Origin of the sequence: Mesobacillus jeotgali, from assembly GCF_900166585.1 — a bacterium.
GTDB lineage: Bacteria > Bacillota > Bacilli > Bacillales > Cytobacillaceae > Mesobacillus > Mesobacillus jeotgali_A.
Genome location: NZ_FVZC01000009.1, coordinates 567,873 through 589,804 on the forward strand (window position 1 = coordinate 567,873; position 21,932 = coordinate 589,804).

Consider the following 21,932-nt stretch of genomic DNA (forward strand, 5'->3'; position numbering starts at 1 on the left):
GCGCTTCCGCTTTTATAGTGTCCAGCTGCGGCTCCTAACTCCTCGAGTCGCTTCGGCCCTGCCAATGAAGTCAAAGAACGACTTCACTGTCAGGTCCTCCAGCGCTTGTCGGAGTTGGACAGTCGCCTCCGCTATTCTATTCTATAAACATCTTATCATTTTTTTGGACAGGGCTGAATAAGCTTTCTTTAGAGTAGGACAAACAAGGAGGAAGTGTGATGGCCCCATGAAGTTCCATGAGATGAATGAACAAGAAATTGCTAGTGCCTTAAGAACAGATTTTACAGAAGGATTGGATGAAAAGGAAGTAAAACGCAGACGCGAACAGCATGGGTATAATGCTCTGGCGGAAGGCGAAAAGCAATCCGCCCTGTTACTATTCTTCAGCCAGTTTAAGGATTTTATGGTGCTGGTCCTCTTGGCGGCAACCTTAATATCAGGCCTTCTTGGTGAGATGGTTGATGCGATTGCGATTATCGCCATCATTCTGGTAAATGGTATTTTGGGATTTTTCCAGGAAAGAAAAGCCGAAAAGTCACTGGATGCCTTAAAGGAATTGTCTGCGCCACAGGTCCATGCGTTAAGGGACGGAGAGTGGACAAAGGTTCCATCGAAGGAAGTCGTCCCAGGCGATATCCTGAAATTTGCCAGTGGGGACAGGATTGGTGCCGATATCCGATTAATAGAATCCTGGAGTCTTGAAATTGAAGAATCAGCGCTTACTGGAGAATCGGTCCCTGTGCAAAAAAACACTAGTCCGTTACGGATTCCAAATCCAGGTCTTGGTGATATGGAAAATATGGCATTTATGGGCACGATGGTCACCAGAGGGAGCGGCACCGGTGTGGTTGTAGCTACAGGTATGAAAACGGCTATGGGGCAAATTGCCGACTTGCTGCAAAGTGCTGAAGCACAGGAAACGCCATTGCAGCGCCGATTGGAACAACTGGGAAAAATCCTCATCACTGCTGCACTGTTCCTGACAATATTGGTAGTCGGAATTGGTGTCCTTCAAGGACATGATCTCTATACCATGTTCCTGGCAGGAGTCAGCCTTGCAGTAGCAGCGATTCCGGAAGGGCTGCCGGCAATCGTAACGGTAGCATTGTCGCTGGGTGTCCAGAGGATGATCAGAAAGAATGCGATTGTCCGGAAATTGCCAGCAGTGGAGACGCTGGGCTGTGCATCTGTCATTTGTTCTGATAAAACTGGGACGATGACACAAAACAAAATGACCGTAACACATCTTTGGAGCGGCAACAAAACCTGGAGAGTAGATGGAGTAGGTTATTCCCCGACTGGGTTGTTTTTCCATAAAGATAAGAGTATAGATCCGCAGAGCGAAAAATCTTTGCAGCAGCTGCTTACATTCGGTATGCTCTGCAATCATGCTGAAATGATTGAAAAAGATGGTGAATACATCATTGATGGTGATCCTACAGAGGGTGCGCTTCTGGTTGCTGCGATGAAAGCAGGGTACAGAAAAAATGGCCTACTCGAGCAATTTGAGATTGTCAATGAATTCCCCTTTGATTCAAAGCGAAAAATGATGAGTATGATAGTTAAAGATAAATCAGGAAGAAAGTTTGCAGTGGTCAAAGGAGCGCCAGACGTCCTGATTGGTTTAAGTGATTCGATTCTTTGGGATGAAAGACAGCAGAGGTTAACGAAAGAGCTGACAGCAAAAGTCCAGGGAGCGATTGACGAACTGGCAGGGAATGCATTGAGAACTATCGCGATAGCCTTTAAGTCGATTCCGCAAGGCAATGTTATCCTGCATGAAAACGAAGCTGAAAAGGACTTGACCTTTATCGGCCTGCAGGGGATGATTGATCCGCCGCGCCCAGAAGTGAAGACCGCAGTGAAAGAATGCCGTGATGCAGGCATCAAAACCGTTATGATTACGGGTGACCATGTCATCACTGCAAAGGCAATTGCCAAGCAGTTAGGCATTTTAACAAAAGACAGTAAAGTGATAGAAGGCAAAACTTTGTCCGAGATGTCAGTTTCAGAGCTTGAAGATATTGTAGACGATGTCTCAGTTTTTGCAAGAGTTTCGCCGGAGCATAAATTAAAAATTGTAAAGGCACTTCAAAACAGAGGCCATATCGTCGCGATGACAGGAGACGGGGTAAACGACGCACCGGCTATCAAAGCAGCCGATATAGGCGTGGCTATGGGGATTACTGGTACAGATGTGGCGAAGGAAGCCTCTTCTCTGGTACTCCTCGACGATAACTTTGCCACCATCAAGGCGGCCATCAAAGAAGGCCGTAATATCTATGAAAATATCAGGAAATTCATCCGTTATCTCCTGGCTTCAAATGTTGGGGAGATTTTGGTCATGCTTTTCGCAATGATATTAGGTTTGCCGCTCCCGTTAGTGCCGATTCAAATCCTGTGGGTAAACCTGGTAACAGACGGCTTGCCAGCGATGGCTCTGGGGCTTGACCAGCCTGAAGACGATGTAATGAAGAGGGCTCCCCGCCATCCTAAAGAAGGAGTATTCTCCCGCGGTTTAGGATGGAAAGTCATTTCCAGAGGATTCTTGATCGGTCTCGTCACATTGATTGCATTCATGATTGTATACAAAAGAAACCCTGATGAACTTATTTACGCCCAGACAATTGCCTTTACAACACTAGTAATGGCTCAGCTGATCCATGTATTTGACTGCCGAAGCGAGAAATCAATCTTTGCCCGCAATCCATTTGGTAACAAATATTTGGTTTGGGCCGTTATTTCTTCATTGGTTATGGTCCTTGGCGTAATTTATTCACCGGTATTGCAGCCGATTTTCCATACAGTTTCTATCCAGCCTGCTGACTGGCTATTGATCCTTGGTTTATCGGCTGTTCCAACATTTTTACTGGCAGGAACATTTTTTGCAAGAAAAACAAGGAGAAATATGATATAATCCGTTAGGTAATAGAGAAGGCTCTATTGCCTTTCTTTTTTTTTACATATATTACCCGTTCCATGTGTCAACAGGAACTCGACTTTTTGGAGAGATTGGATGTGTCTGGAATGGTCGTCAGTATGACTGGATTTGGCAGGAGCAAAACAGAATCAGAAAGATTCAGTGTCACTGTTGAAGTGAAAACGGTCAATCATCGTTTTTGTGAATTTCATATTCGCATGCCGAGGCAGCTCCTGAAAACGGAAGAAAAAATCAAAAAGAAACTTGGCGAGCATATAAACAGAGGAAGAGTCGAAGTATTTGTCACTTTGGAGGGCGAAGGCATAGTAAGCCGAAGTGTACATATTGACTGGGAAGCCCTGGACGAATTTGTCCAAAACATATCCGAAATAAAAAACAGATACAGCTTAGCTGGAGACATAGAACTTCGCGATATTGTCAACAGGGAAGAAATCATACATATTGATGAAAAGGAAGCGGAAAGTGAAGAGCTGGAACAGCTAGTCCTCTCAGCGGTTGAAGAAGCCGGTATTCAGCTGGTCGCAATGCGCAGGCTTGAAGGCGCCGCCCTTCAAAAGGATGTTTTACAGTATATACACCTGATGACCAATCACATTTTGCGTGTGAAACAATTTGCTCCCGATGTTGTCGAACAGTACCGTGAGAGGCTAAAAAAGAGGATGTCTGATATCATAGAAGGAGATGCAGACGAAGGCAGGATTCTGACAGAAGCCGCTTTTTTTGCTGATAAAGCAGATATCAGTGAAGAAATTGCCCGGCTTGTAAGTCATGTGAACCAATTTAAAGAAATTCTAAATGCGGATGAACCACTGGGAAGGAAACTCGATTTCCTGCTTCAGGAAATGAATCGAGAGGTCAACACGATTGGGTCCAAAGGGAATGATTCAAGGATTGCCAGAGAAGTTGTCGAAATGAAAAGTCTCCTTGAAAAGGTTAAGGAACAAGTACAAAATATAGAGTAGCGTTTAGAAAGGGTCTGTAAGGGCCAAAATAAATAACTGATGATTGGGGGACCATCATGGCAATAAAGCTTATAAATATAGGCTTCGGCAATATTGTTTCAGCGAACAGGATCATTTCAATCGTAAGTCCTGAATCAGCTCCTATCAAACGGATCATCCAGGATGCTCGTGACCGAGGATCGTTAATAGATGCTACATACGGAAGAAGGACCAGGGCTGTCATCGTGATGGACAGTGATCATGTCATTCTCTCAGCGGTTCAGCCGGAAACGGTAGCACACCGCTTGAATGACCGAGATGATATTATAGATGAAGGGTAGGACGTTTTAATGCAGGAAAAAGGATTGTTAATTGTTCTTTCAGGACCATCCGGGGTTGGAAAAGGAACGGTTCGGAAAGAGTTATTTTCCCAACCGGATACCGCTTTTGAATATTCCGTTTCTGCAACCACCCGACTTCCTCGTGAAGGAGAGCGGAATGGAGTAGATTATTTCTTTAAAACAAGGGAAGAATTCGAAGAGATGATCAGGGAGGACCAACTTTTGGAGTATGCAGAGTTTGTTGGCAATTACTATGGCACTCCTGTTGAGTACGTCCGGGAAACGCTAGATGCTGGAAAAGATGTTTTTCTGGAAATTGAGGTTCAGGGAGCAAGCCAGGTAAGGAGAAAATTCCCGGAAGGCCTGTTCATTTTCCTGGCACCGCCTAGCCTTTCAGAACTAGAAAACCGGATCGTGACCAGAGGCACAGAGACGGAGGATATCATCAAGGGCAGGATGAAAGCTGCGAGAGAAGAACTTGACATGATGGAATTGTATGATTATGTTGTTGAGAACGACCAGGTAGAAAGAGCAGCAGCACGAGTAAAGTCTATCGTCGTTGCCGAGCACTGCCGCAGGGAACGAGTTCAACATCGTTATAAAAAAATGCTGGAGGTAGAATAAATGCTTTATCCTTCTATTGATTCATTAATGACTAAAATTGACTCAAAATACTCATTGGTTTCTGTTGCAGCCAAGCGCGCACGCAGCATGCAGGTCCACATGGATCCGAAAATCGACAAGTATGTTTCCAACAAATTCGTCGGTAAAGCACTTGAAGAAATCAACGCTGAAAAGCTTCACTTCAAAACTGCAGGAAGCCACGAAGAGTTAAATATCAACGAATAACACCTTGATAACAACCTATTTATTGGGTTGTTATTTTTTTGTTCTGTCAATTTAATATTAAGACCTGATGGTTCTCATTATATATGAAGGTAAAAATAGAAAAGTTCTAAAACGAATGTTTAGAAGGCAAGAAAGGTCACATACAAACATTCTATAAGCCCATAAACGAGTAACAGCAGGTGAAAAGGTCACATAGAAACATTCTATAAGCCCATAAACGAGTAACAGCAGGTGAAAAGGTCACATAGAAACATTCTATAAGCCCAAAACGAGCAACAGCAGGTGAAAAGGTCACATAGAAACATTCTATAAGCACAAAACGAGCAACAGCAGGTGAAAAGGTCACATAGAAACATTCTATAAGCCCATACTCGCAACCAGTAGCTCAAAAGGTCACATAGAAACAATCTATAAGCCCAAAACGAGCAACAGCAGGTGAAAAGGGCACATAGAAACATTCTATAAGCCCAAAACGAGCAACTATAAGCCCAAAAACGAGCAACAGCAGGTGAAAAGGTCACATAGAAACATTCTATAAGCCCAAAACGAGCAACAGCAGGTGAAAAGGTCACATAGAAACATTCTATAAGCCCAAAACGAGCAACAGCAGGTGAAAAGGTCACATAGAAACATTCTATAAGCCCAAAAACGAGCAACAGCAGGTGAAAAGGTCACATAGAAACATTCTATAAGCCCAAAACGAGCAACAGCAGGTGAAAAGGTCACATAGAAACAATCTATAAGCCCAAAACGAGCAACAGCAGGTGAAAAGGTCACATAGAAACATTCTATAAGCCCAAAAACGAGCAACAGCAGGTGAAAAGGTCACATAGCAACATTCTATAAGCACAAAACGAGCAACCAGTAGCCCAAAAGGTCACATAGATTCAATCTATAAGCCCAAACGAGCACCGGGCAGGCCAAAAGGGTCCCATAGAATCATTCTATAAGCCGAAATACGCAACAAGCAGCCCAAAAGGTCACATAGAGTATGTTCAATAAAACCATGAGAAGCTAAACTGCAAAAAAATCACCGTGAAAATACTTTCTCAATTAAGAGCGCAAATAATGACAAAACCCTTTGTCTTATATTGCCTATTTCATGCGTATTCTGTGAAAAAATGTTATAGTTCTATCATAATGATAGTTTGTTGTAAAATGGGGGTTTTCTGACATGCTGAACGGTAAAAAGATTCTATTGTGCGTGACCGGCGGGATTGCTGTTTATAAAGGCGCTGCGCTGACAAGTAAGCTGACGCAGGCTGGTGCAGAGGTGAAGGTAATCCTGAGTGAATCAGCAGCTAAATTTGTCACTCCGCTCACATTTCAGGCTTTGTCCCGAAGTGAAGTTTATACTGATACATTTGATGAAAAAAATCCTGAAAATATTGCACATATCCATTTGGCAGACTGGGCTGACCTGATCATTGTGGCTCCTGCTACTGCAAACATCATTGGCAAGCTTGCCAATGGTATTGCTGACAACATGATTTCGACGACATTGCTGGCCGCGACTGCACCGGTATGGATAGCTCCGGCGATGAACGTGCATATGTATCAGCATCCGGCTGTCACAAAAAATATGGATACGCTAAGGAATTTTGGCTATGAATTTATTGAACCAGGAGAAGGATATTTGGCCTGTGGCTATACAGGAAAAGGACGCCTTGAAGAACCTGAGACAATTGTAGAGCGAGCCATCCGATTCTTCAATAAGCCGAGCGGGGAACTTTCGGGCAAGACGGTTTTAATAACTGCCGGCCCGACTCGTGAAAAAATAGACCCTGTTCGCTTCCTGACCAACCATTCAACCGGAAAAATGGGTTATGCCCTTGCTGGAGAAGCTTTGAAAATGGGAGCGAAAGTCATTCTGGTTTCCGGCCCGGTCTCTCTTGACCCGCCAGGTGGAGCGGAGCTGATCGAAGTAGAAAGCGCAGAGGAGATGTACAACGCTGCCCTGGAATATTTCGGTGCAGCGGATATCCTGATAGGTACCGCAGCTGTAGCGGATTATCGGCCAAAATATATATATGAAGAAAAAATGAAGAAAAAAGAAGGCGATCAGGCACTCGAACTGGAGCGCACAAAAGATGTCCTTTTTGAACTTGGACAGAGAAAAGAGAAGCAGGTCATCGTTGGGTTCGCGGCTGAAACTAATGATGTCGAAAAACATGCCCAGGGCAAACTCGTCAGAAAAAATGCTGATATGATTGTAGCAAATGACGTTAAGCAGGAAGGGGCCGGGTTTGGCACAGATACAAATATAGTGACTATATTCAAGGCGGATGGAAGTAAGCTGGAATTACCTCTGATGGCAAAAACGGATGTTGCCCGCAGGATCCTGTCAGAAGTCGCCCTGCTTTTAAAGAAGGATGAAAGCTAATGAATATAGCAAGCGTTATTGTCGATGTTCCTGCCAAGCAGACAGACAAGACTTTTGATTATAAAATACCGGATAAATTCTTAGATGTCATCAAGCCTGGGACAAGGGTAATCGTACCTTTTGGCCCGCGTAAAATCCAGGGTTTTGTCACGGGACTCAAGGATCGATCCAACTTTTCAAAGCTGCGGTCCATTATCGAACCGCTGGATTTGACACCGGTATTAAATGAGGAGCTTTTGCAGTTGGGAGAGTGGCTGACTGAACATACCTTAAGCTATAAAATCTCCTCTTATCAGGCAATGCTCCCTGCTGCCCTAAAAGCAAAATATGAGAAAAAGATTATGCTGGCTAAAGGGATTGAGTTAAGTGACCTCCCTGAAAGTCTGGCACAACTATTTAAAGAAAATAGTGAATTAAAATGGGACGATGCAGTTGCAAAGGGGTTCGTCCAAAAGCTGCAAAGGGAAGCTGCAGCAGGCAAGGTTGAAGTCGTCTATCAAGTGAAGGACCGTGTGCGCAAAAAGCTGCTCAAACATGTTTATCCAAACATTGAAGCGGAACCGCTTAAAGAAGCAAGAGCCGGCCTTTCTGCACAGGCATCAGGACAGCAGGCAGTCCTGGATTTCTTTTTGGAGCATCCCGAGCCTGTGGAGCAGAGATTGCTGCTTTCCACTCTGGGGGTCTCCCAGGCATCGATTCAATCCCTCGTTAAGAAAGGGATCCTGAAAGTAGAAGAGATGGAGGTATACAGGGACCCCTATTCAGAACGGGAATTTGAACGGAAAACGGCCCTGGAATTGACTGCTGCACAAGAAAAAGCAATCAGTCCTATCCTTTCTTCTATTGAAAAGGAAGAACATGAAGTCTTTCTTTTGTACGGAGTAACAGGAAGCGGCAAGACCGAAATTTATTTGCAGTCGATCCAGGAGGTTCTTAGCAAGGGAAAAGAAGCGATTGTGCTTGTGCCGGAAATCTCATTGACTCCCCAGATGGTCACTCGTTTCAAGGAGCGTTTTGGCGACCTGGTTGCTGTCATGCATAGCGGATTATCTGCAGGTGAGAAATATGATGAATGGCGGAAAATCCAGCGGAAGGAAGTTAAAGTTGTCGTTGGAGCAAGGTCGGCCATATTTGCGCCATTCGAGAATATTGGCATCATCATTATTGATGAAGAGCATGAAACAAGCTATAAACAGGAAGAAAATCCACGCTACCATGCAAGGGACGTTGCAATCCAGCGGGCTAAAACCTTTGCATGTCCGGTTGTTCTCGGCAGCGCTACTCCGTCACTCGAATCGTTTGCCAGGGCGCAAAAAGGAAGATATACGTTGTTGTCACTGCCAAAACGTATGAACAACCAGCCGCTTCCTTCTGTAGAAATTGTTGATATGCGGGAAGAGCTGAGAACAGGTAACCGTTCCATGTTTTCGGTAAAGCTTTTTGAAAAAATCAAAGACAGGCTTGAAAAAAAAGAACAGACTGTTCTGTTTCTGAACAAACGGGGTCACTCTTCCTTTGTTATGTGCCGGGATTGCGGTTATGTTATGAATTGTCCGCATTGCGATATCACGCTGACATATCATCGTTATAATGAACAGATGAAATGCCATTATTGCGGACATGAGGACAGGGTGCCGACAATTTGTCCGGAATGCAATAGTGAACATATCCGCTATTTCGGAACTGGTACCCAAAAAGTAGAGGAAGAACTCGTCAAGCTGATTCCTGAAGCGAGGGTCATCAGGATGGATGTCGATACTACAGGGAGAAAGGGATCACATGAAAAACTCTTGACTGCTTTCCAGGAAGGACAGGCCGATATTTTACTAGGGACACAAATGATAGCCAAAGGGCTGGATTTTCCTAATATTACGCTTGTTGGGGTTCTTTCGGCAGACACGATGCTTAACCTGCCTGATTTCCGTTCATCGGAAAAAACATTCCAGCTCCTCACCCAGGTCAGCGGGAGGGCAGGAAGGCACAAACTTCCAGGTGAGGTAGTAATCCAGACTTATACACCTGAACATTATAGCGTCGAATTAGCAGGCACACAGGATTACGACCGTTTCTACCAGCAGGAAATGCTCATGAGGAAGATTCATCAATATCCGCCGTTTTACTACCTGTCTCTTGTGACGGTCAGCCATGAGGAATTGATGAAAGTAGTTGCTGTTACGGAAAAAATAGCAAAATTCATATCATCCAAGCTTTCGATGGAAGCAGTCATACTGGGACCGGTAGCATCACCAATACCTCGTATCAACGATAGATATCGTTATCAATGTCTGATAAAATACAAAAAGGAACCAGAACTTAGCAATGTTCTTAAAACTGTACTCGACCATTACCAGCAGGAAATGGGAACTGGCGGTTTGCAGATTTCCGTCGATTTGAACCCATATATTCTGATGTAATGATAACTTTTTATGGAAACGTCAAAGTTTACGGTAAAAGCAGATTGAACAAGCTAATACTATATATAAAGGATTTATTGGAGGATTTATTTTGGCAGTAAGAAAAATAGTTACTTATCCGGCAGAAATTTTGGAACAGGAATGTGAAAAAGTCACAGTTTTTGATAAAAGACTGGCCAAATTGCTGGATGATATGTACGATACCATGATTGAATTTGATGGGGTAGGTCTGGCCGCTCCTCAGATAGATATAAAAAAGCAGATTGCAATTGTCGATATCGATGATGAGCATGGAACAATCGAAATGGTCAACCCGGTGATACTGGAAACCGGCGGTGAGCAGACTGGTCCGGAGGGTTGCTTAAGCTTTCCGGGTTTATACGGAGAGGTTACACGCCCAAACTATGTAAAGGTAAGGGCCCAAAACCGGAAAGGTAAGACATTTGAGATCGAAGCGGAGGAATTCTTGGCACGGGCAATTCTGCATGAAATCGATCACTTGCACGGTGTGTTATTTACCACGAAGGTATCAAAATATATCGAAGAAGCTGAGTTAGAGGAGTTGAACCAGGAATGACAAGAATCGTATTTATGGGAACTCCGGACTTTTCTGTACCGGTTTTGCGAAGATTGCTGGAGGAAGGCTACGACGTTGTCGGTGTTGTGACGCAGCCTGACCGCCCGGTTGGCAGAAAGCGGGTTCTTACACCGCCTCCTGTAAAAGCAGAAGCGGTGAAGCATGGCATCCCGGTCTATCAGCCAGAAAAAATCCGCCAGCCTGAAGAACTGAAAAAAATCCTCGCGCTTGAACCGGATCTGATTGTCACAGCTGCTTTTGGACAGATTTTACCAAATCAACTCCTTGAGGCACCAAAGTATGGCTGCATAAACGTCCATGCTTCTCTATTGCCAGAACTGCGCGGTGGTGCGCCGATCCATTACGCGATCATTGAGGGAAAAGAGAAGACTGGAATAACCATTATGTACATGGTTGAAAAGCTTGATGCAGGTGATATCTTGACGCAGGTTGAAGTACCGATTACGGAAACAGATACAGTTGGTTCATTGCATGATAAAATGAGCGCTGCTGGAGCAGACCTTTTATCTGAAACGATTCCAAAGCTTTTAAACGGTGAAATCACACCAACTCCGCAAAATGATGATCAAGCTACTTTTGCCTGGAATATCAAGCGAGAACAGGAGAAAATTGATTGGAACGCTCCTGGTGATAAAATCTATAACCATATTCGCGGCATGAACCCATGGCCGGTTGCTTATACAACAATGGACGGGGCAGTGATAAAGGTGTGGAGTGCGGTGAAGTCGGACTATAAAGGAAACAGCCAACCCGGAACCCTCATAGGAATTGAAGAAGACGGTCTTGTAGTAGCGACGGGAGATGATACTGTTATTAAAATTACACAACTCCAGCCCGCAGGCAAGAAAAAGATGGACGCAAGGCAATTTTTGCTCGGGGCAGGGGCGAACTTAGAGCCCGGCGTAAGGTTAGGAGACTAAAATGAGTAAAAAGAAAAATGTCAGGGATACTGCATTGCAGCTCCTGGAAACGGTTGAAAAAAACCAGGCTTACAGCAACCTGCTCCTGAACAATGCTATTGAAAAATATGAAATTAGTCCCATTGATATCGGCTTGCTGACTGAATTGGTATACGGTACTTTACAGCGTAAAATGACTCTTGATTTTTACCTTAAGCCATTTATCGAGAAAAATAAGAAGCTGCAAAGCTGGGTGGTCAATCTGCTCCGCATGACCGTTTACCAGATGGTCTATTTAGATAAAATACCAGACAGGGCAGCGATTTTTGAAGCAGTGGAAATTTCGAAGCGGCGCGGCCATAAGGGAATTGCCAGCCTTGTGAACGGAGTCCTTCGCAGCATTCAGAGAAATGGACTTCCTTCGCTCGATTCAATTTCAGATCCTGCGGAAAGAATATCAATAGAAACTAGCCATCCATTATGGTTAGTCACAAGATGGGTTGGCCAGTTCGGAATTGAAAAGACAAGGGAAATGTGTGAAATGAATTTGACTGCCCCGCTGCAGACAGGCAGGGTTAATTTGACAAGAATTTCACGTGAAGAGTGCCTGGAATTGTTGGCTGAAGAAGGCTTTGATGTGGAACCGAGCCCGATTCTGCCGGAAGCAATCAAAAGCCTCCGGGGCAACCTTGCCTCCTCGAAGGCATTCAAATATGGTTTGTTGACAATTCAGGATGAGAGTTCTATGCTGGTTGCCCATGCACTCGGCATTAAAGATGAAGAGGTAATCCTCGATGCTTGTGCGGCCCCAGGCGGTAAATCCTCGCATATCGCTGAAAAACTCGGCAATAGCGGGAAAGTAATCTCTCTCGATCTCCATGAACATAAGGTAAAGCTTATTTCCCAAAACGCTGAACGTCTTGGTCTTGAAAATATAGAAGCGAAAAAAATGGACAGCCGCCAGGCAGCCGAACAATTCGAGCATGGATCGATTGACCGAGTATTACTGGATGCCCCTTGCTCAGGGCTTGGCGTAATGAGACGTAAGCCGGACATGAAGTATACGAAGAAAGAACAGGATCTCAGCCAGCTGCAATCAATTCAGCTGAGTCTGCTCAAATCTGTCGCCCCATTGCTTAAGGCTGGCGGTACGCTTGTCTATAGCACTTGCACGGTGGACAGAGAAGAAAATCAGGAAGTAATTAAAGAATTTTTACGCGAGCATCCCGAATTTTCAGGAGATACCACACTTGCAGAAAGAATGCCAGAAGCAATCAGGCCCTTAATACATGGCTTTGATGTACAGATTCTTCCTCAGGACTTTGGCTCTGATGGATTTTACATTGCTTGTTTGAGAAAGAAGGTGGAATAATGGAACAGGAAAAAACAACAAGAATATCAGCGACAGAAAAAACAGTCAAAAAATCCATTTATTCCCTTCAGCTTAACGAATTGAAAGACTGGCTGAAGGAACAAGGAGAAAAGCCATTCAGGGCAGAACAAATTTATGACTGGCTCTACAAAAAGAGAGCAGCATCATTTGAGGATATGTCCAATTTGTCAAAGGAGTTAAGGGACAAGCTGGAGCAGCATTTTGTGCTCACAACCCTGAGTACGATTGTGCAGCAGACATCATCTGACGGAACGATCAAGTTCTTGTTTGAACTGCAAGATGGCGTATCAATTGAAACGGTTCTTATGAGGCATGAATATGGAAATTCTGTTTGTGTCACTACTCAGGTTGGTTGTCGTATTGGGTGTACGTTCTGTGCTTCTACACTTGGCGGTTTAAAAAGGAACCTTGAAGCAGGAGAAATCGTTGCCCAGGTCGTAAAAGTACAACAGGCACTTGATGAGACAGATGAGAGAGTAAGTTCGATTGTCATAATGGGTATCGGCGAACCGTTTGATAACTATGACAGTATGCTCTCATTCCTGAAAATTATGAACCATGAAAAAGGAATGAATATCGGTGCTCGTCATATTACCGTATCAACAAGCGGTATCATTCCGAAGATTTACCAATTTGCTGATGAAAACATGCAGATCAATTTTGCGATTTCCCTTCATGCACCGAATAGCGAGCTTCGCAGCAGATTGATGCCAATCAACCGTGCATACAAGCTTCCGGATTTAATGGACGCAGTCCGATATTATGTCAACAAAACCGGCCGAAGAATCAGCTTTGAATATGGGCTCTTTGGAGGAGTGAATGATCAGGTTGAACACGCTGAAGAGCTTGCACAACTTGTAAAAGGGTTGAAGTGCCATATCAATTTGATACCGGTCAATTATGTACCTGAACGTGATTACGTAAGAACACCTAAGAGCCAAATCTTCAAATTTGAACGTACTCTTCGCGACCGTGGAGTGAATGTAACAATAAGAAGAGAACAAGGGCATGACATTGAAGCAGCTTGCGGACAACTTCGGGCGAAAGAAAGAAAAGAAGAGACGAGGTGACAAGATGAAGGCTGTTTTCATGACAGACAGGGGAAAGGTTCGCCTGCATAATGAAGACAACGGCGGCATCTTTATGAATTCTCACGGGCAGCGCCTTGCCATCGTAGCAGATGGCATGGGCGGCCACCGTGCAGGGGATGTAGCCAGTGATATGACAATCAAGCATCTGAAGGTTCTCTGGGAAACATCAGCGAAGATACAAACAGCAGAAGAGGCAGAAAACTGGCTGGAAGAATCCGTTTTACAGGTCAATCATAAGATTTATGAGCACTCTTTGAAAAATACTGAATGTGAAGGCATGGGAACAACCATAGTGGCGGCCATTTGCACAAATCTATTCGCGACTGTTGTAAACATAGGTGACAGCCGCTGTTATTTACTGAACGAATCAGGCTTCAAACAGTTGACTGAAGATCATTCTCTTGTAAATGAGCTTGTTCGATCTGGGCAAATTTCAAAAGAAGATGCAGAGCATCATCCTCGTAAAAATGTTCTTTTGAGAGCCCTTGGGACAGAAGAATCAGTCGAGATGGATGTTAAGACGATTATCTTTGAAGAGGAAGATGTATTGTTGCTTTGTTCTGATGGGCTCTCCAATAAAGTGAGCCAGGAAGAGATGGAAAGCATCATAACGGACAAGGAAATGTCTTTTGAAGATAAAGCTGCAGAATTCATCAAAAGGGCCAATCAGTACGGCGGCGAAGATAATATTACTCTTGCAATCGTCGAATACCAGGAATTCAACGAGGGCAGGTGAAGAATATGATTATCGGAAAAAGAATCAGCGGTCGTTATAAAATCAAGGATATGATTGGCGGCGGAGGCATGGCGAATGTCTATCTGGCACATGACATGATCCTTGACAGGGATGTGGCAGTCAAGATGCTTCGTCTTGATTTTGCCAATGACGATGAATTCATCCGCAGGTTCCACAGAGAGGCCCAGTCCGCAACTAGTCTTGCACATCCGAACATTGTCAGTATATATGATGTCGGGGAAGAGGACGGGCTATACTATATAGTGATGGAATATGTCGATGGCCAGACTTTAAAGCAATACATACAGCAGCATGCGCCAGTCCCGGTAGAGGAAGCCCTGGACATCATGAAACAACTAACATCCGCTATCTCACATGCGCATCATAATCATATTGTCCATCGTGACATTAAACCGCATAATATTTTGATAGACGCAAGCGGAACTGTCAAAATCACTGACTTTGGTATTGCGATGGCATTGAGTGCAACAAGCATAACCCAAACGAATTCAGTTCTCGGTTCGGTGCATTACCTATCGCCAGAACAAGCCAGAGGCGGGATGGCGAACAAAAAATCTGATATCTATTCAATCGGGATTGTCATGTTTGAATTGCTCACAGGCAGGCTTCCTTTTTCAGGTGAATCAGCCGTTTCGATTGCATTGAAGCACCTTCAGTCAGAGACGCCTTCTTTAAAAAGATGGAATCCTCAAATTCCCCAAAGCGTTGAGAATATTGTTCTGAAGGCAACTGCAAAGGATCCGTTCCATCGATATGATAATGTCGATGAAATGGAAGAGGATTTAAGGACGGCACTTGACAGCAAGCGTTTGAATGAGGACAAATTTGTCATACCCGAGGACGATGAAGCAACCAAGGCAATTCCTATCATAACGAATGACCGCCCTTATCATAATCTTGATGAAACCATCATCCGCAAAGATGCACCTGGTTCGCAGGAGCAGGCACCAAAGGATAAACCGGCGAAAAAGAAGAAAAAGAAGTGGCCGATTATTCTAACCGTTTTGTTTTTGCTCATTCTTACTGCGGGTATTGTCATGGTGACGATTGGTCCAGATCTTTTTGGGCCAAAGGATAAGGAAGTGCCCGATGTCAGCGGAATGGAAGTAGAAGAAGCTGTCGCTGAACTCATGTCAGCTGGTTTTATTATTGGTGATAAAAAAGAAATTAGCGATGAAGAGATCGAAGAAGGTAATGTCATAAGAACAAATCCGAAAGCCGGTAAAATGATCAAAGAGGGTAATGAAATCGATTTGTATATCAGTACCGGTAAAGAAGAACTTGAATTATCGGATTACACCGACAGGATCTACGATGATGTCGTCAAACTGCTTGAAGGAAAAGGCTTTAAAGATATCAAAAAAACCGAAGAGCATGATGATAGCGAGCCTGGTACCATTCTAGAACAATATCCTCCTGGTGGGGAATCTGTCGTTCCAGAGGACACAATTTTGGAATTCAAGATCAGCATGGGGCCGGAATTGGTAACTCTAGGTGATTTAAAAGAATATAACCAGAGAAATCTCGATCTTTATGCTGACACCACTGGGCTTGTTATTGAAAGTACGGAGGAGTTTCATGATACCGTACCCGTCGGATTGGTTATTTCACAAAAACCTGAAGCAGGAACTCAATTGCAGCCAGGAAGTAAGGTAAGTGTCGTCATTTCAAAAGGACCGGAACCTGTTCCGAAAGAAAAGACACTTGAAATTACTGTACCATATCAGCCTAAAGAAGAAGGCGTTCCACAGGAAATCAAGATTTACATGAATGACGTAAACCATACAGATGAAACTCCAATAGATACGATTGAAATCACAGAGGACACAGTTATTAGTCTTGATTTTCTAATCGCGCCTGGCAAAAAGGGTGATTATCGAATCATACGCGATGGAGAAATCTTTGATAGTGGCAGCGTTGAGTATCCAAAAGACTAACAGACAGGGAGTGTTGCTATGCCTGAGGGCAAAATTATCAAGGCGCTGAGCGGTTTTTATTATGTTGCGAATGAAGATGGGATAGTGCAATGCCGTGGACGCGGGGTTTTTCGCAAGAATAAGATTACACCGCTAGTAGGCGATGAGGTCGTTTATCAAGCTGAAAATGACACAGAAGGCTATATCCTCGAAGTCAAAGAACGGAAAAATGAGCTTGTCCGTCCTCCTATTGCAAATGTGGACCAGGCGATACTTGTTTTTTCGGCAGTAGAGCCTGATTTCAGTACGGCACTGCTTGATCGGTTCCTTGTCCTTGTTGAGTATAACCATATCGAGCCCATCATTTGCATTACAAAGATGGATTTGACAAATAACCAGCAGAAGTCGAGACTTGAGGCATTTGCAGAAGATTATCGAAATGCGGGATATGAGGTCATTTTTACCTCTTCGGAAACTTCAGAGGGGCTGGAGAAGCTAAGCCCTCACATCGAAGGCAAGATATCTGTTTTTGCAGGACAGTCTGGAGTCGGAAAGTCGTCTCTGCTCAATGCCATCAGACCTGATCTGGAACTGAAAACTGATGATATATCCTCCCACCTGGGACGTGGAAAGCATACAACAAGACATGTGGAATTAATCTCCATTAACAATGGGCTTGTAGCTGATACACCGGGTTTCAGTTCCCTTGAGTTCACCGAAATTGAGGCCGAGGAACTTAATTCTTGCTTTCCTGAAATCTCTAAAATCAGCGACGATTGTAAGTTCCGCGGCTGCCTTCATATGGCCGAGCCTAAATGTGCAGTAAAAGCAGCAGTCGACTCAGGTGAATTGCCTTTGTACAGATATGAGCATTATAAAGACTTTTTGTTAGAAATCAAAGATAGAAAGCCGAGGTATTGACATGGTAAAGATCGCACCTTCAATCTTATCAGCCGACTTTGCCCGTCTGGGTGAAGAAATAAAGGACGTCGAGCGCGGCGGGGCAGACTATATTCATGTAGATGTAATGGATGGACATTTCGTGCCAAATATCACAATCGGGCCTCTGATAGTTGAGGCAATCAGGCCGGTTACCAAGCTTCCGCTTGATGTGCACTTAATGATTGAAAATCCTGACCAATATATCGAAGCATTTGCTAAGGCGGGTGCAGACTATATCACAGTGCATGTAGAAGCGTGCAGGCATCTGCACAGGACTATTCAGTTAATAAAATCTACTGGTGCCAAGGCGGGTGTTGTATTAAATCCTGCAACTCCAGTAGATAGTCTGAAGCACATCATCGAGGATGTGGATATGGTTCTGCTTATGTCCGTTAATCCTGGATTTGGCGGCCAAAAGTTCATTTCTTCAGTTATTCCGAAAATCAGGCAGGTCAAAGAACTGGCTGAGGCACTGAATCCACATTTGGAAATCGAGGTTGACGGCGGAGTGAACGAGGAAACCGCTAAGCTTGTTATAGAAGCAGGAGCGAATGTTTTAGTGGCAGGATCGGCTGTTTTCAATAAAGAAGACAGAGGAGCTGCAATTGCCAGCTTGAGACCATAAATAAAAGCCAGCCGTCAAAGGCTGGCTTTATTCAATAGAATGAAAAGGAAATGTCCAGAACTAAAGGAGATCATCTTGATGAAAATAAACTTGGTAGCGGGTGGACCGCGTAACTTGATTCCCGAATTTCATTTACACGATGGAAATGAAGTAGTCTGGGTTGGGATTGATAGGGGCGTATTCTACTTATTGGAATCAGGAGTCAAGCCGGCAGCGGCATTTGGCGACTTTGATTCCGTTTCACATGAAGAGATGGTACAAATTGAAAAAGCGGTTGCTGATCTTAAAAAATTCAGGCCTGAAAAAGACGAGACGGATATGGAGCTGGCTCTAAACTGGGCTCTTTGCCAAAATCCAGCATCGATTGCCATCTTTGGTGCAACAGGCGGGCGTCTGGATCATTTAACGGCCAATATTCAGCTGCTGGTCAAACCCCTTCAGGAGAATTCTGCTGTCCACATAGAAATCATTGATACCCAGAACATTTTATATGTAAAAAAACCAGGAAGCTATACTGCTGAACCGAATGACGAATTTAAATATATTTCATTCCTTCCAATCACGCCGGCTGTCTCCGGACTGTCGCTCGAAAATTTTAAATACCCTTTAAATGATTGTCATATTCCCATAGGGTCGACACTATGTATTAGTAATGAACTTATTAGAGGTCATGGTACTTTTTCATTTTCTGAAGGCATATTATTAGTTGTAAGAAGCAGGGATTAAAATGTCTTCACTTAGCTCAGGGTTCTTTTCGAGGAGATGAATTCTTCCCCTGGAAGGAGCAAATTTTGAATACCCTTGAATATACTATAGGGATGCAGAAAGAAGACTGGTTTGGCGAGAGATGGTGAGGAGGGACGGTATGAGATTCTATACAATCAAACTTCCTAAATTTTTAGGGGGCCTCGTACGGGCGATGTTAGGTGCATTTAAAAAGGATTGAGACCGCTTAGCTGAAAGATAATAAAGAATGAAATATTCGGTTTGGGCACCCTTGAAACAGGGTGCTATTATTTTGATCTCAATTGGGAAGAATGAGGAGTAACGGAGTGGCAATGCGACAAAAATCAGGCAAATAAAAAAGGCACCCCGGTGGATGCCGTGCAGCTTCCTGCCGGCTGCTGGAGCCAGGCAGAAGATCTGCGGCTTTTTAATTAAACACGTTCAACTTTACCTGATCTTAGAGCTCTTGCAGATACCCAAACACGCTTAGGCTTACCGTCTACAAGAATACGAACTTTTTGAAGGTTAGCACCCCATGTACGCTTGTTAGCGTTCATTGCGTGAGAGCGTGCGTTACCAGAACGAGTTGATTTACCAGTTACTACACATTTACGTGGCATATGATTTCCCTCCTAACTGACAAAAGCTGATACTATTTTTTGCTGCAATTATTTGCATATCGTCAGAACGGCGAATTAAACAGGATAACCTTTTCTCTGACATACTTTAATAATTTATCATAGAAATTTCCCATTTGCAATACTTCTGGCAAAAGCTATAAAGAAAAAAACCTTGACATATAGTTAAGATTCTTGCTGAATAATATAGGGAAGTGCAGAATAACTTTAAAAATTGATTGGCTTATAGTAAAATAACTGTAGCATAATGCTATTTTTCCAAAGGGGGAACGAATCATGTCCATCGAGCTAAAAACGAAGTACGGACAAATTGATATATCAAATGATGTCATTGCAACAATTGCAGGCGGTGCAGCAGTTGATTGTTATGGTATTGTCGGGATGGCTTCAAAGAACCAGATCAAGGACGGATTGACAGATATCCTGCGCAGGGAGAATTTCACTCGCGGAGTAATCGTTCGCCAGGAAAATGAGGAAGTACATATTGATATGTATATTATTGTGAGCTATGGGACGAAAATTTCCGAAGTTGCCCACAATGTCCAGTCAAAGGTAAAGTACACCCTTGATAAAACGGTCGGGCTGGCTGTTGACTCGGTCAATATTTACGTTCAGGGAGTTCGTGTAACGAACCCGTAAGAGGAGGAAAGATTTGTGTCTATTAATGTTCTAGACGGAAAACGTTTTGCGGAGATGGTGATTCAGGGTGCCAATCATTTGGCGGCGAATGCAAAGTATGTCGACGCGTTGAACGTCTTCCCTGTTCCTGATGGTGATACAGGAACGAATATGAATTTATCCATGACTTCCGGTGCCAAGGAAGTAAAAAACAATGTGCAGGAACATATCGGAAAGGTTGGTTCTGCCCTGGCGAAAGGCCTGCTGATGGGAGCAAGAGGAAACTCTGGAGTCATCCTTTCCCAATTGTTCCGCGGCTTTGCAAAATCAATCGAAAGTAAGCCGACTGTGAATTCTATAGAGTTTGCCGCTGCTTTGAATGCAGGTGTCGAAACAGCATATAAAGCGGTTATGAAACCTGTAGAAGGCACGATATTGACGGTTGCCAAGGATGCTGCCAGGCACGCAGTGGCCGTTGCCAACAACCATCAAAGTCTTATTGGCCTAATGGAAGAAGTGCTGAAAGAAGCAAAAGCGTCATTGAACCGTACCCCTGACCTGCTCCCAGTCCTAAAGGAAGTAGGAGTCGTCGACAGTGGAGGACAGGGCCTAGTATTCGTTTATGAAGGCTTCCTTGCAGAATTGAAGGGCGAAAAGCTGCCTGATTCCCCATCTGCCATGCCGAACATGAATGACCTTGTAAGCGCCGAGCATCACAAGAGCATCCAGAGTCACATGAATACGGAGGACATCGAATTCGGCTATTGCACTGAATTCATGGTCAAGCTTGAAGGAAAGGATTTTTCTGAGGAAAATTTCCGTCAGGACTTAAGTAAGTATGGTGATTCTCTCCTTGTTATATCTGACGAAGAGGTCGTAAAGGTACATATCCATTCGGAACAGCCTGGACAGGTTCTGACTTATGGACAAAAATACGGAAGCCTCATCAATATGAAAATCGAAAATATGCGTCAGCAGCACACGGATATCGTTGGTGAACCGACTACACCACTGCGTACAAAGTCAAATGACTCCAAGAAAGAAAAGCAGGAATACGGAATTGTCGCTGTTTCGATGGGTTCCGGAATTGCTGAACTTTTCCGCAGCATCGGTGCCAATGCGGTGATTGAAGGCGGCCAGACGATGAATCCAAGTACTGAGGATATCGTCAAGGCGATTAAAGAGGTAAATGCGAAAAAGGTTATCATCCTTCCTAACAATAAAAACATTATAATGGCGGCGGAACAGGCTGCTGAGGTAGCAGAGGAAGAAGTGGTAGTCATTCCTTCTAAAACTGTGCCACAGGGAATGACAGCATTGCTTTCATTCAACCCATCAGCTGATCCTGCCGAAAATAAAGAAGCGATGTCCGAAGCAATGCAGCATGTGAAGACCGGCCAGCTGACCTATGCCGTCCGTGACACAAGCATCGATGGCCTTGAAATCTCAACAGGTGATTTCATGGGTCTAGCGGATGGAAAAATCGTGCTGAAAGATCAGGACAAAGTTAAAGCAGCGAAGGATCTGCTGGAACAGATGCTGGATGAAGACTCTGAAATCCTGACAATCCTAAAAGGTGAAGACGCATCAGATGAAGATGTTGATTCAATCGTCGAGTTTGTAGAAGGTAAATATGGCGATGTGGAGATCGAGGTTCATAATGGAGAACAGCCATTATACGCCTTCATTTTTGCAATTGAATAAATTATTCCTGCATGGGAGACTCTCCTGCTGGACAAATAAAATTGGTATATGATACTAAGAAATAGAAGGGGAATCCCCTTCTATTTCGTTTTGTTTATAAAGAGATTTAATATATATAGAATCTTATGTGAAAAGTTAAATGTAATGACAGACCCA

General features: G+C 43.9%; 20 protein-coding genes. 19 read left to right on the top strand and 1 reads right to left on the bottom strand.

The genetic code is table 11. The features are described from left to right. The first annotated feature begins 226 nt into the window (after positions 1-226). The 17 genes from B5X77_RS12825 to spoVM all read left to right on the top strand — a co-directional run bounded on the left by B5X77_RS12825 (position 227) and on the right by spoVM (position 19,036). Entirely contained in the window at positions 227-2,917 is a 2,691-nt protein-coding gene (locus B5X77_RS12825; RefSeq protein WP_079508379.1) for a calcium-translocating P-type ATPase, SERCA-type, read from the top strand. A gap of 110 nt (positions 2,918-3,027) precedes the next feature. Continuing rightward, on the top strand, positions 3,028-3,903 hold the full coding sequence (locus B5X77_RS12830; RefSeq protein WP_079510228.1) for a YicC/YloC family endoribonuclease: 876 nt from the start codon (positions 3,028-3,030) through the stop codon (positions 3,901-3,903). Positions 3,904-3,959: 56 nt separating this feature from the next. Next, on the top strand, positions 3,960-4,223 hold the full coding sequence (remA, locus tag B5X77_RS12835; RefSeq protein ID WP_023614949.1) for an extracellular matrix/biofilm regulator RemA: 264 nt from the start codon (positions 3,960-3,962) through the stop codon (positions 4,221-4,223). Between the two features lie 9 nt (positions 4,224-4,232). Beyond that, positions 4,233-4,847, top strand: a complete 615-nt coding sequence (gene gmk, locus B5X77_RS12840) for a guanylate kinase (RefSeq protein WP_079508380.1) — start codon at positions 4,233-4,235, stop codon at positions 4,845-4,847. Beyond that, positions 4,848-5,072, top strand: a complete 225-nt coding sequence (gene rpoZ / locus B5X77_RS12845; protein WP_079508381.1) for a DNA-directed RNA polymerase subunit omega — start codon at positions 4,848-4,850, stop codon at positions 5,070-5,072. Between the two features lie 1,174 nt (positions 5,073-6,246). Then, positions 6,247-7,455, top strand: coding sequence for a bifunctional phosphopantothenoylcysteine decarboxylase/phosphopantothenate--cysteine ligase CoaBC (coaBC, locus tag B5X77_RS12850; protein WP_079508382.1), 1,209 nt, complete (start codon positions 6,247-6,249; stop codon positions 7,453-7,455). Continuing rightward, a complete protein-coding gene (priA, locus tag B5X77_RS12855; RefSeq protein WP_079508383.1) occupies positions 7,455-9,869 on the top strand; it encodes a primosomal protein N' in 2,415 nt (804 codons plus the stop codon). Before coaBC ends, priA begins: the two co-directional genes overlap by 1 nt. A gap of 91 nt (positions 9,870-9,960) precedes the next feature. Further along, a complete protein-coding gene (gene def / locus B5X77_RS12860; RefSeq protein WP_079508384.1) occupies positions 9,961-10,446 on the top strand; it encodes a peptide deformylase in 486 nt (161 codons plus the stop codon). Then, positions 10,443-11,387, top strand: coding sequence for a methionyl-tRNA formyltransferase (gene fmt, locus B5X77_RS12865; RefSeq protein ID WP_079508385.1), 945 nt, complete (start codon positions 10,443-10,445; stop codon positions 11,385-11,387). The genes def and fmt overlap by 4 nt, the downstream gene beginning before the upstream one ends. Position 11,388: 1 nt before the next feature. Further along, the gene (gene rsmB / locus B5X77_RS12870; RefSeq protein WP_079508386.1) at positions 11,389-12,738 is read left to right on the top strand and encodes a 16S rRNA (cytosine(967)-C(5))-methyltransferase RsmB; all 1,350 of its coding nucleotides are present in this window, start codon (positions 11,389-11,391) and stop codon (positions 12,736-12,738) included. Continuing rightward, the gene (gene rlmN / locus B5X77_RS12875; RefSeq protein ID WP_079508387.1) at positions 12,738-13,829 is read left to right on the top strand and encodes a dual-specificity RNA methyltransferase RlmN; all 1,092 of its coding nucleotides are present in this window, start codon (positions 12,738-12,740) and stop codon (positions 13,827-13,829) included. The genes rsmB and rlmN overlap by 1 nt, the downstream gene beginning before the upstream one ends. 4 nt (positions 13,830-13,833) lie before the next feature. Then, positions 13,834-14,586: a Stp1/IreP family PP2C-type Ser/Thr phosphatase gene (locus B5X77_RS12880; protein WP_079508388.1), complete on the top strand. Its 753-nt coding sequence runs from the start codon at positions 13,834-13,836 to the stop codon at positions 14,584-14,586. A 5-nt stretch (positions 14,587-14,591) separates the two neighbouring features. Beyond that, positions 14,592-16,544 (top strand): Stk1 family PASTA domain-containing Ser/Thr kinase, encoded by a 1,953-nt coding sequence (gene pknB / locus B5X77_RS12885; protein ID WP_079508389.1) that lies wholly within the window; start codon positions 14,592-14,594, stop codon positions 16,542-16,544. Between the two features lie 18 nt (positions 16,545-16,562). After that, positions 16,563-17,444 (top strand): ribosome small subunit-dependent GTPase A, encoded by an 882-nt coding sequence (gene rsgA, locus B5X77_RS12890; protein WP_079508390.1) that lies wholly within the window; start codon positions 16,563-16,565, stop codon positions 17,442-17,444. 1 nt (position 17,445) lies between these two features. Next, complete coding sequence (gene rpe / locus B5X77_RS12895; RefSeq protein WP_079508391.1) at positions 17,446-18,090, top strand: ribulose-phosphate 3-epimerase; 645 nt, start codon at positions 17,446-17,448, stop codon at positions 18,088-18,090. A 78-nt stretch (positions 18,091-18,168) separates the two neighbouring features. Next, positions 18,169-18,816, top strand: a complete 648-nt coding sequence (locus B5X77_RS12900) for a thiamine diphosphokinase (protein ID WP_079508392.1) — start codon at positions 18,169-18,171, stop codon at positions 18,814-18,816. Between the two features lie 139 nt (positions 18,817-18,955). Continuing rightward, the gene (gene spoVM / locus B5X77_RS12905) at positions 18,956-19,036 is read left to right on the top strand and encodes a stage V sporulation protein SpoVM (protein WP_023614935.1); all 81 of its coding nucleotides are present in this window, start codon (positions 18,956-18,958) and stop codon (positions 19,034-19,036) included. Positions 19,037-19,247: 211 nt separating this feature from the next. Here spoVM and rpmB read toward each other — a convergent pair whose 3' ends face one another. Further along, positions 19,248-19,436, bottom strand: a complete 189-nt coding sequence (rpmB, locus tag B5X77_RS12910; RefSeq protein WP_023614934.1) for a 50S ribosomal protein L28 — start codon at positions 19,434-19,436, stop codon at positions 19,248-19,250. A 294-nt stretch (positions 19,437-19,730) separates the two neighbouring features. Here rpmB and B5X77_RS12915 point away from each other — a divergent pair, with 294 nt between their 5' ends. Continuing rightward, the gene (locus tag B5X77_RS12915) at positions 19,731-20,093 is read left to right on the top strand and encodes an Asp23/Gls24 family envelope stress response protein (protein WP_041965977.1); all 363 of its coding nucleotides are present in this window, start codon (positions 19,731-19,733) and stop codon (positions 20,091-20,093) included. 15 nt (positions 20,094-20,108) lie between these two features. Continuing rightward, on the top strand, positions 20,109-21,776 hold the full coding sequence (locus tag B5X77_RS12920; protein WP_079508393.1) for a DAK2 domain-containing protein: 1,668 nt from the start codon (positions 20,109-20,111) through the stop codon (positions 21,774-21,776). Positions 21,777-21,932 lie beyond the last annotated feature (156 nt).

Bases quoted from the DNA above. Each gene is read 5' to 3' on its own strand.
- B5X77_RS12830 (WP_079510228.1), top strand. From the start codon at position 3,028: ATGGTCGTCAGTATGACTGGATTTGGCAGGAGCAAAACAGAATCAGAA.
- pknB (WP_079508389.1), top strand. From the start codon at position 14,592: ATGATTATCGGAAAAAGAATCAGCGGTCGTTATAAAATCAAGGATATG.
- rlmN (WP_079508387.1), top strand. From the start codon at position 12,738: ATGGAACAGGAAAAAACAACAAGAATATCAGCGACAGAAAAAACAGTC.
- B5X77_RS12880 (WP_079508388.1), top strand. From the start codon at position 13,834: ATGAAGGCTGTTTTCATGACAGACAGGGGAAAGGTTCGCCTGCATAAT.
- rsgA (WP_079508390.1), top strand. From the start codon at position 16,563: ATGCCTGAGGGCAAAATTATCAAGGCGCTGAGCGGTTTTTATTATGTT.
- remA (WP_023614949.1), top strand. From the start codon at position 3,960: ATGGCAATAAAGCTTATAAATATAGGCTTCGGCAATATTGTTTCAGCG.
- gmk (WP_079508380.1), top strand. From the start codon at position 4,233: ATGCAGGAAAAAGGATTGTTAATTGTTCTTTCAGGACCATCCGGGGTT.
- coaBC (WP_079508382.1), top strand. From the start codon at position 6,247: ATGCTGAACGGTAAAAAGATTCTATTGTGCGTGACCGGCGGGATTGCT.
- fmt (WP_079508385.1), top strand. From the start codon at position 10,443: ATGACAAGAATCGTATTTATGGGAACTCCGGACTTTTCTGTACCGGTT.
- rpmB (WP_023614934.1), bottom strand. From the start codon at position 19,436: ATGCCACGTAAATGTGTAGTAACTGGTAAATCAACTCGTTCTGGTAAC.
- spoVM (WP_023614935.1), top strand. From the start codon at position 18,956: ATGAGATTCTATACAATCAAACTTCCTAAATTTTTAGGGGGCCTCGTA.
- B5X77_RS12915 (WP_041965977.1), top strand. From the start codon at position 19,731: ATGTCCATCGAGCTAAAAACGAAGTACGGACAAATTGATATATCAAAT.
- rsmB (WP_079508386.1), top strand. From the start codon at position 11,389: ATGAGTAAAAAGAAAAATGTCAGGGATACTGCATTGCAGCTCCTGGAA.
- B5X77_RS12825 (WP_079508379.1), top strand. From the start codon at position 227: ATGAAGTTCCATGAGATGAATGAACAAGAAATTGCTAGTGCCTTAAGA.
- rpe (WP_079508391.1), top strand. From the start codon at position 17,446: ATGGTAAAGATCGCACCTTCAATCTTATCAGCCGACTTTGCCCGTCTG.
- priA (WP_079508383.1), top strand. From the start codon at position 7,455: ATGAATATAGCAAGCGTTATTGTCGATGTTCCTGCCAAGCAGACAGAC.
- rpoZ (WP_079508381.1), top strand. From the start codon at position 4,848: ATGCTTTATCCTTCTATTGATTCATTAATGACTAAAATTGACTCAAAA.
- B5X77_RS12900 (WP_079508392.1), top strand. From the start codon at position 18,169: ATGAAAATAAACTTGGTAGCGGGTGGACCGCGTAACTTGATTCCCGAA.